Consider the following 9,732-nt stretch of genomic DNA (forward strand, 5'->3'; position numbering starts at 1 on the left):
TGGCCATAAATCCATTTTTATCGTTTAATTTAGTTCATTAAACAATAGTTTTACGGAACTCCTTGTAGGAGGTTTTTATCATGCCTAGAATATTAATTCCAAATTACGAATTTGTTGAAAGTTGGTCTGAAGATCAATTAAATAATTTTGTAACTACTCCTCTGGGCCTTCCACATGCAATTATGAATATTGTACGTAAAGTCTATCCTAATATTAATACTTTGAGATTGATAGCACGTATTAATAATCCTAATTTAAAAGGATTGGATCAAGAAGAAAGGGCAGTCACTTATAAATTGTCTTTACATGATGCTAGAGATTATCATATTAATTATGCTCTTGAGTTTCTTGAGAAATATCCTCAATTCAAACCTATGATAAAAGGTGTTGAAGAAGTTTAACATCTCTTTCCTATTTTTACTTTTTTTATTTTTAATATTTTTTTAACCATTTAGCGTGAGCTATCATCTAATTCCACTTATTTTATGCATACTTTCTAACTGTCCACCTTATATATTGAAGAGTGGGAAAAATATTCAAAAAATTATATAAAATGTAGACCTCTTTTTTGGTAACCTATTGAAACTTATTTTATTTTCTTAATAAAATTTTTTAACTATTTTTTTATTCTCTTTTTGGAGGTTTAATTTAGTTCATTAAACAATAGTTTTACGAAACACTCTTTAAATATCGGGAAAAATAGAAAAATAGAAAATAAAAATAATTAAAAAAAAAGTAAAAAAAAGAATTAATAAAAAATATTATAATATTTGTTTATTAATCAATTCAGCATTCAAAATAGAAGCACCAGCAGCACCTCTAATTGTATTATGCCCTACAAGAACATATTTGAAGCTGTTATCAAATGCTTGATCTTTTCTAACTCTACCAACAGTAGCAGCCATACCACCATAAGCCATTCTGTCCATTCTAGGTTGAGGTCTGTCATCTTCCTCTTTGACTATGACAGGTTGTTCTGGAGCAGAATGAAGACCTAATTCTTGAGGAAGTCCTCTAAAATCAGCCATTGTCTTTTTGATTTTATCAATGTCTGCTTCATCATCAAGCTCTACGAATACTGCTTCAGTGTGACCGTCAATAACAGGCACTCTGTGACAGGATGCGCTTAATGAGAAGTTTGCAGGTACAACTTCATCACCGTCAAGTGAACCTAAAAGATGCAATGTTTCGCTTTCCATCTTTTCCTCTTCACCGCCAATGTATGGAACCAAGTTATCTACAATAGCCATTGAAGGAACACCGTTATAACCTGCTCCTGAAACAGCTTGCATGGTAGATACATAAATCCTGTTTATGTTGAAATTATCATAAATTGGCTTTAATGTTAATGTCAAAGCAATGGTTGAACAGTTAGGGTTAGTTACAATGAATCCGTCCCAGTTGTTGTTTTTCTGTTGTGCTTCAATCATGTCCAAGAATTGTGGATTGACTTCAGGAATGACTAAAGGAATGTCCTTTTTCATTCTCATCGCACTAGCATTTGATGCCACAACAAAATCCTTTGCAAATTCTGGCTCGACTTTTGCAGCAAAATCAGCAGGAAGTGAAGAGAACACTATTTCAACATCCTTATCCATCTGTGCAGGGTCAGTTTCAATTACAGTAATGTCTCTTACAGATTCTGGCATTTCACTATTCATATACCAAGTGGTAGCATCTTCATATTTTTTGCCTGAAGATCTTCCGGAAGCTGCAAGTGCAGCAATTTCAAAATCAGGATGATCAGCCAACAATTGGATGAATCTTTGACCTACCATTCCAGTTGCACCAAGTACACCTACTTTTACCATTTAAATCATCTCGATAATCATAATCATTTTAATAAAAGTCTGATTTAAGGAAAAGGAATAGAATTATAAAAATTAAATTCCTAAAACATCAGACATGTCGTTAACTTTTCCAGGTTCTGCGGAACCTACGAATCTTAAAGCTCTGATAACACCAGCAATGAATACTTCTCTGGTATGTGCCATGTGTTTAACTTCTAATCTTTCACCATCGCCAACATACAATACAGTGTGGTCCCCTACAATGTCTCCACCACGTACTGCATGTATACCGATTTCCTCTTTGGTTCTTTTACCTACTTGACCTTGTCTTCCATAGACTCCCACTTCTTCAGGGTTTCTTTCAAGAGCGTCAGCAACCACTTCAAATGCAGTCATAGCAGTTCCGGAAGGAGCATCTGCCTTTTGATTGTGGTGAGCTTCAATGATTTCAATATCAAAGTCATTTAAGATAGGAGTCAAGTCCTTCAATACCTTAAAGAATACATTTACTCCAATTGAGAAATTAGAGGAAATAACTGCCTTGATGTTCTTTTCATTGATTACATCAGCATTTCCTTTAGCTTGCTCTTCAGTGAAACCGGTGGTACCAACCACTAAGTTTACGCCACAGTCAGCAGTTCTTTTAATGGTTTCTACAGCAGCAGGAGCAATGGTAAAGTCAACTAAGACTTCAGCTCCAGATTCTTTCAATGCTTTTTCCAAATCTTCTGAACCGACGATAGGAACTCCAATATTACCGATACCTGCTTTTTCACCAGCATCTACACCTGCTAAAGGAGTGTTTGGCATTTCAATAGCAGCTACAACTTCCATATCATCCTGTTCAGTAATTTTTCTTATAATGCCAGAGCCCATTCTTCCAGTAGCTCCAGTTACAGCAACTTTTATCATAATATCATCTAAATAATTTTATAAGTATAATCAAATTGTAAAAAAAAATAAGAACTGGAATTATAAAATTCCAGCATCTTCCAATGCTTTTCTTAGGATTGCTTTGTTTTCCTCTAACATAGGAACTAAAGGTAATCTTAATGGACCTGCAGGCATTCCCATCATTTTCATTGCTTCTTTTGCAGGTGCCGGACTGGTTTCAATGAATAAAGCTTTGATTAAGTCATATTGTTTGTAATGTAATTCCAAAGCTTGGTCATAGTTACCGTCTAAAATGCAGTTTACCATTTGAACCATGGTTCTTGGATCGATGTTAGCAGAAGCACTCACTACACCTCTTGCACCAACAGACATTAAAGGAAGGGTCAATTCATCACTACCGGATAAGATTACAATGTCATCTTCCAATCCTTCATCCCTTAAGAGTTTCATGGTTTTGGATACTTTGTCCACATTGGAGGAAGCCTCTTTCAATGCAGCAATGTTGTCCACTTTTGCAAGTTCCACAATGGTTTCAGGAGCCATATCCAAACTGGTACGTGATGGAACATTATAAGTGATCAAATCAATGTCCACTGCATTTGCAATTTGGGTATAATGTTCAATAACACCATGTTGTTGTGGTTTGTTGTAATATGGAGTGATCAATAGAGCCATATCTGCTCCAGCATCATCTGCATATTTGGTTAAGTCCAATGCTTCAGTAGTTGCATTACTTCCAGTTCCTGCAATGGTAGTTACTCTGCCGTCAACTTCATCAACCATGATGTCAATAACTCTTTTATGTTCCTCATGGGTGATAGTAGCAGATTCACCCGTGGTTCCTGCAGCAACCAAACCATCAACATCCTGTTCAATCAACCAGTTAATATTTTGTCTGTATCCTTCTTCATCTATGGTTCCGTCCTCGTGCATAGGAGTAACCATAGCAACAGCAGTTCCTTCAAAACGCATAAAAAACACCTTTTTACTATATAATTAATTTTGAATTTTTTTCAATTATTTAATTAATCTAATTATTTTATTTTATTTCATTTAATTTAAATTTCTAAAGAATCACATCAATTCAAATACTTAATCTATTAAAGTTCGCATAGATAAAAACCAACTTGCGAAACTTCAAGGATTGTAAATGGAAATTAATTACAATAAAAAATGATAGAAACAAATTACTTCCCTTTAATGAAAATAAAAGGAAATGCCTCTTTATTGGGTAAAAATAATAAAAACGAGAGTTATAAAACTCCCTTGATTAAGTCGTATGCTACCTTACCATCTTCCCAGTTAATAAATAAGACAATAGCAGTTTGGGATGATGAGATTTCGACAATGTTTATGTGTGCTTCCTTAAGTGGATTGGTGATTTCAGTGATTACTCCAGGAGTTTCAATAAAGTCTGGGTTAATCATGGTTAACATAGCAATGTCCCTTCCTAAGGATATTGAGCTTAAACTGTCTTCAGCAATGACTAAGTTGTGCAATAAATGATATGCTTCATCAGCATCACATTTATCCAAGAATAAGGTAATTGAATTTTGACCTGCAGAAATACCATAAATGTTAATGTTAGCTTCCGCTACCAAAGTTGTCATTTTTGCAATGAGACCAATTTGATTTAGCAAATCCTCTCCAACCAAAGCAACTACAGAGATTGGTTCCGAATGCAAGCAAACTGATTTGTTCATGGAATCTTCAAAGGGACCTACAATCTCAGTCCCAGGGTCAGACAAATCACCTTTTTCAAAGCTAATGATTTTCGCTTTTATTTCAGGATCTTTAAATCTTAAAGCATGAGGGTGTAAAACTTGAGCTCCATGAGTAGCTAAATCTCTCATCTCTTCAACAGAGATATAATCCAATTTTTCAGCTTCATTGATTTTTCTTGGATCAGTGGACATGACTCCATCCACATCGGTAACGATAATCACATTATCTGCATTTAAGCAATGACCTAATAGGAATGCAGTGACATCACTTCCACCTCTTCCCAAGGTAGTCACTTCTCCATTTTCAGTCCTTCCCAAGAATCCGCAGACGACTGGAATGATTCCTTGATCTAAAAGTCCTAAAAGCCCTTGAGATTGCTCTTCAGTTTTTTCAAAATCAATTTGAGCTTTTCCATAGTTGTCATCAGTTATTACAGGCCATAAGTCATGGCTTGGATCAATGTATTCGGATTTTACACCTAAGGATTCCAAGACTGATGAAAATACTCTTATGCTGGTTCTCTCACCCATGGATAAAATTTCAGCCAATTGCTTTTCAGTTACTTCTTTTCCAATGGATTCGTCAGCAATAGCTACTAAGTCATCAGTAGTCTTGTTAATAGCTGATACAACAACCACAACCTTATTTCCTTCCATATACGCATTTACGATAGATTGTGCAGCTTTTCTAATTCTTTGTCCATTTCCAATCGAAGTACCGCCAAATTTGGCTACAATTAATTCCATTTGTTTACACACCTTTTCTTTTAAATTAAAAATAAAAATAAATATTTTGATAAATTATATTTTTTAGACTATTATCCATTTATTAATTTTATAAAAGGGTATTTATATATTTAATTATTAATTTTACATATTTTTATATAAAATACAGATTTGTTAATAATAAATAATGAATAATTAATAAAAATCCAATATAAAATGATCCTAAAATTAATAAATCAATAAAAATTTAAAAAAAATGTTAAAATTGATATAAAAATTATAAAAAATAGTAGATTAAAATTAATTAATCTTAAAAAAAGTAAAAAATAAAATTAAGCTTGGTTTGCTTGTTGTCTTACTAATCTAGTAATGTAACCAGCAATTTTATTTCTTAAGTGTTTAGTACTTACAGTAGAGTACTCTGCTACTAATTTTTTGTTTTCTTCAAAATCAGTAGTAAATTTGCCTTGGTGAGTTTCAATTAATTCTTTTGATATACGTTTTACGAATGAAGTTCTAATATTTCCCATAATCATTCCTCCAAAATTTCTCTTTGTCTATTTTTACTTAAAGTTGTTAGCATGTCCATAATACCGCTAAGAATACTTTTATCAATATTCAAGTCTTCAGCTAATTTATTTACTTTGGCATGAACTTGTTCTTCTCTTGATTTATCATAAATTTCCATGCCTAAAAAAACTTTAGCTAAAACAATACTCCTAGCAAGTGAAGTTCTTTCACTTATTAAGTTAACTAAATCATTATCAATTTCATCGATTCTTTTTCTAGACTTTTCAAGAATATCCTGAGCTTCTTCCTCATTTTCAAATAAGCCCATAATCTCTTTCTTATCCACAAAAATAACTCCATAGTTTTGATAATAATTATACTTTATATTTCATCTTATATAAACATGCTTATTGAAATTAACTTTTCTTTGTATTAATTTTTATCAAATTCTTTCAAATGCTCTCAGAAATAATTTAATATATTAAAACCAAAAATAGAATAAGAAAAAATAGGAAATACAAGTGAAATCATGCATTACGTTAACGCTAAAGGCATCCTGTCCAATAAGAATGGTATGAACCTATACAGAGGTTGCACTCATGGCTGCATCTACTGCGACTCAAGAAGCAATGTCTACAATATGGACCATGCATTTGAAGACATTGAAATCAAGGCAAATGCAACAGAACTCCTCAAGAAAGCCCTAAAGAATAAAAAGGAAAAGGTCATGATTGGAACAGGATCAATGACAGACCCATACATACCTCTTGAAAAGAAGATACAAAGTGTAAGGGAATCCTTGGAACTCATTAACAAATACGGTCATGGATTTACTTGCATCACAAAATCAAATCTAGTACTCAGGGACTTGGATTTGCTTAAAGAAATCAATGAAAAGGCAAAAGTAGTCATTCAGATGACATTGACAACATACGATGAGGACTTGTGCAAAATACTTGAACCAAATGTATGCACTACAAAGGAAAGAGTGAAAGTATTGAAAATTCTAAATAAACACGACATACCTACAGTTGTTTGGCTATGCCCAATTCTCCCCTTCATTAACGATACAGAAGAAAACATCAATGGAATACTTGACTATTGCATAGACTCAAATGTCAAGGGAATAATCTGTTTTGGAATGGGAATGACATTGAGAGAAGGAAATAGGGAATATTTCTATAGCAAGTTAGACAAGCAGTTCCCAGGACTTAAGGAAAAGTACATCAAGACTTATGGAAACAACTATGGAATAGCTAGTCCAAATCAAAAGGAATTAATGAAAATCTTCTATAAAAGAACAAATGAAAACAAGATAATGAATAATCCAGATGAAATATTTGAATACTTGCATGAATTCCCAAGCAAGGATAAAACTAAGCAGACTACTTTATTTTAAAAAATAGATAAAAAATAGATAAAATAGATAGAATAGATAAAAAATAGCAAAATAAAAAAAAAAAAGAAAAAAGAAAAATAATTAAATAATTCTTGTTCCTCTATTGTCCACATTTGTTTCAATGACTCTTCCATCATAGGATGCCCAAGCCTCTTTAACGCAATCAATGGAACTCTCATCCACAATAGCTACAAATGAAGACCCAGTTCCAGACAATCCAGAAGCAAGTGCACCAGCTTGAAGTGCATCAAGGGCAATGTTATTGTCAAATCCTAAAACATTACCATACAATAATCCATTTAATGTCAAAGCTTCAAGATAATCGCCATCAAGGGCTTTATTGAATGCCATGCTTACAAATGGAGCAACCAATTTCATCCTATCAACATCAGAAGAACCGCTTAATGATTCCTTATCAGGCATAAAGACCAAAACATCATAGTCAGACATTCTTTCATGATGTAAGATCTCCCTATTGCCATTGTCTGTAATTGTTAATCCTCCAAAGAAAGATGCAGAAGCATCATCAAAAGCACCTGTAATAGTAACTCCGGCTTCAAGGGATGCATCAATACCCATGTTTATCATTTCCATATCTGTCAATGGCTCAAGGCAAAACTCGCTTGCAACCAATGCAGCAGTAGCCATGACAACAGCATTTGATAAAGCGCTGCTTGAAGAAAGACCTGAACCTAAAGGCAAATTGGATTTTGTATTGACTTCAATTCCCTGCCCATTTCCAAAATCCAAGCTAGGTATGATATCATCGAAATCCAATGCACTTCCTATTTTATAATGGTCTAAAACCTGTTCTACACATAAGTTCATCAAATGAGGATCAGCCCCTATATCTGATGAGCACTTGACACCGACATCAGAAAACTTAGCCTCTGCCTCAATACCTAATCCTATACCAAATGCAGAACCGAAACCGGTTGAAATAGCATTGATTATTGTTGCAGAACCTGGAGAAAATACTGTTTTAGTCAAAAAATCACCTAATATCTTATAAATCTATATATTAATTTTTAAAATCAAATGATATATATTTAATGTAAATCAATACAAGCATTATTAAATTTATAAAAAAATAAGATTTATAAAAATAAACTTTATATTAATGTAAATAAATATATTATAATACAATAATTTTTAAAAATTAATATAAAATAAAGGAATACAACAATAACTAAAAATGGCAATTTTAAGAAAAAGAGTGATACTATGAGTGAAAACAATACAAATTGGCTTAACATCGGTTTAGGTGCATTTATTATACTTGCTATAGTATTGCTTTTAGTACTTGTTTTGCCATTTGGCAATTTAGTTACACAGCAGGAGGAAATAGCAGTCATAACTATCAATGGAGCGGTCACCTATGATTCATCCAACTCCACCAAGATATTCACTAGCGCAAGCCAAATAGAAAACGCATTGAATGAAGCTAATTCTAATCCAAATGTAAAGGCTATTGTTTTGGATATCAACAGTAAAGGTGGAAGCCAAGTAGCGAGCGAAGAGATTGCAAGTTGCATTAAAAGCTCAACCAAACCAGTTATCGCTTATATTGGAGATAAGGGATTGGATGAAAGCTATTTGATTGCAAGCAGTGCTGATGCCATCGTTGCAAGTTCATCTTCATCAATTGGAGGAATTGGCCTTAGCTATATTGACAGCAGCAAATACTCTAAAGTCAAGCTTACTGGAGTTTACAATAGGGATTATCTTAAATTGAATAAATCCAATGAAACAAACCCTGATAATCTTTTAAATGGTCAAAAGATGATTGATCAAGATTATACACAATTCATCAAAGCAATAGCTAAAAACAGAGACTTAAAACCAAATTACCTTGCAAAATTAGCTCATGGCAAAAGATACAATGGTAATGAAGCTAAAAACTTAGGATTAGTTGATAAGCTTGGAAATAAAAATAAGGCTATTGAATTGGCTGCTTCAAAAGCTAATGTAACCAATTACACTTCTGTCAATTATCCTAAATCCAAAAAAAGCTTAACTGAAACTTTAAGTGAAAATAAGATTTTCAATTTAGAGTTTTAGACTATTTTTTAATTAAAAAGCAAAAATTATTCTATTTCTTCTTAACCATGTTTTCTATTTAAATAGGAATATTTATATAGTAACGAACAATAATATATAAAATAAATTTATAAAAGTTAAAGATTTTTATGAATTTATAATCACAATTTAACTATAAACAAAATAAAACTTAAATAATTATTAAACAAGGTGATATAATGGCACACAAAATAGAAGTATTTACCTCACCAACCTGTCCACATTGTCCAGGTGCTGTAAAAGTTGTTGAAGAAGCAAAAGCAAAATTAGGAGATGAAATCGAAGTTCAAATCCTCAGTATTGCTGATCCTGCTAACAGAGACTTAGCTATTGATTATGGAGTTCACGCAGTCCCTGCAATTGCAATCAACAATTCATTAGCATTTATTGGTGCTCCAACTCTCGAAGAATTATTAGAAAGATTAGAATAATTGCAAAAACAATTTTCTAATATTTTTCTTTTTTTACTATTTACTATTTTTATTTTAATTAATTTTCAACACTCATTTTAAAAACATATTTTTACTATTTCTTATAAATTAAATTTTCAACACTCATTTTAAAAACATATTTTTACCATTTCTTATAAATTAAATTTTCAACACCCATT

Annotated in this window: 11 protein-coding genes; 4 read left to right on the forward strand and 7 right to left on the reverse strand. The window is 32.4% G+C overall.

Annotated elements, in window-relative coordinates; all coding sequences use genetic code 11:
• The first annotated feature begins 182 nt into the window (after positions 1-182).
• The gene (locus VW161_RS08080; RefSeq protein WP_304135167.1) at positions 183-401 is read left to right on the forward strand and encodes a hypothetical protein; all 219 of its coding nucleotides are present in this window, start codon (positions 183-185) and stop codon (positions 399-401) included.
• A 360-nt stretch (positions 402-761) separates the two neighbouring features.
• Here the strand turns inward: VW161_RS08080 and asd are convergent, their stop codons facing one another.
• The 6 genes from asd to VW161_RS08110 all read right to left on the reverse strand — a co-directional run bounded on the left by asd (position 762) and on the right by VW161_RS08110 (position 5,990).
• Positions 762-1,811, reverse strand: coding sequence for an aspartate-semialdehyde dehydrogenase (gene asd, locus VW161_RS08085; RefSeq protein ID WP_304094517.1), 1,050 nt, complete (start codon positions 1,809-1,811; stop codon positions 762-764).
• 72 nt (positions 1,812-1,883) lie between these two features.
• Positions 1,884-2,702 carry a 4-hydroxy-tetrahydrodipicolinate reductase gene (gene dapB / locus VW161_RS08090; RefSeq protein ID WP_304087133.1) on the reverse strand — a complete coding sequence of 273 codons (819 nt, stop codon included), beginning with the start codon at positions 2,700-2,702 and terminating at the stop codon, positions 1,884-1,886.
• Positions 2,703-2,762: 60 nt separating this feature from the next.
• The gene (gene dapA / locus VW161_RS08095; protein WP_304087130.1) at positions 2,763-3,656 is read right to left on the reverse strand and encodes a 4-hydroxy-tetrahydrodipicolinate synthase; all 894 of its coding nucleotides are present in this window, start codon (positions 3,654-3,656) and stop codon (positions 2,763-2,765) included.
• 281 nt (positions 3,657-3,937) lie between these two features.
• Positions 3,938-5,155 (reverse strand): aspartate kinase, encoded by a 1,218-nt coding sequence (locus VW161_RS08100; protein WP_304087128.1) that lies wholly within the window; start codon positions 5,153-5,155, stop codon positions 3,938-3,940.
• Positions 5,156-5,466: 311 nt separating this feature from the next.
• Positions 5,467-5,664 (reverse strand): 30S ribosomal protein S17e, encoded by a 198-nt coding sequence (locus tag VW161_RS08105; RefSeq protein WP_292788749.1) that lies wholly within the window; start codon positions 5,662-5,664, stop codon positions 5,467-5,469.
• Positions 5,665-5,666: 2 nt separating this feature from the next.
• Positions 5,667-5,990 (reverse strand): chorismate mutase, encoded by a 324-nt coding sequence (locus VW161_RS08110; RefSeq protein WP_304087122.1) that lies wholly within the window; start codon positions 5,988-5,990, stop codon positions 5,667-5,669.
• A gap of 183 nt (positions 5,991-6,173) precedes the next feature.
• Between VW161_RS08110 and VW161_RS08115 the strand changes: the two genes are divergently transcribed.
• Complete coding sequence (locus VW161_RS08115; RefSeq protein WP_304087119.1) at positions 6,174-7,043, forward strand: SPL family radical SAM protein; 870 nt, start codon at positions 6,174-6,176, stop codon at positions 7,041-7,043.
• 81 nt (positions 7,044-7,124) lie between these two features.
• On the opposite strand, the gene VW161_RS08120 is transcribed toward VW161_RS08115, so the two are convergent.
• Positions 7,125-8,033: a shikimate kinase gene (locus tag VW161_RS08120; protein ID WP_304105762.1), complete on the reverse strand. Its 909-nt coding sequence runs from the start codon at positions 8,031-8,033 to the stop codon at positions 7,125-7,127.
• A gap of 234 nt (positions 8,034-8,267) precedes the next feature.
• Between VW161_RS08120 and VW161_RS08125 the strand changes: the two genes are divergently transcribed.
• The gene (locus VW161_RS08125) at positions 8,268-9,104 is read left to right on the forward strand and encodes a S49 family peptidase (RefSeq protein ID WP_304087112.1); all 837 of its coding nucleotides are present in this window, start codon (positions 8,268-8,270) and stop codon (positions 9,102-9,104) included.
• 197 nt (positions 9,105-9,301) lie between these two features.
• A complete protein-coding gene (locus tag VW161_RS08130) occupies positions 9,302-9,553 on the forward strand; it encodes an MJ0307 family thioredoxin (protein WP_304087109.1) in 252 nt (83 codons plus the stop codon).
• The last annotated feature ends 179 nt before the right edge of the window (positions 9,554-9,732 follow it).

This window comes from Methanobrevibacter ruminantium (assembly GCF_016294135.1).
Taxonomy (GTDB): domain Archaea; phylum Methanobacteriota; class Methanobacteria; order Methanobacteriales; family Methanobacteriaceae; genus Methanobrevibacter; species Methanobrevibacter ruminantium_A.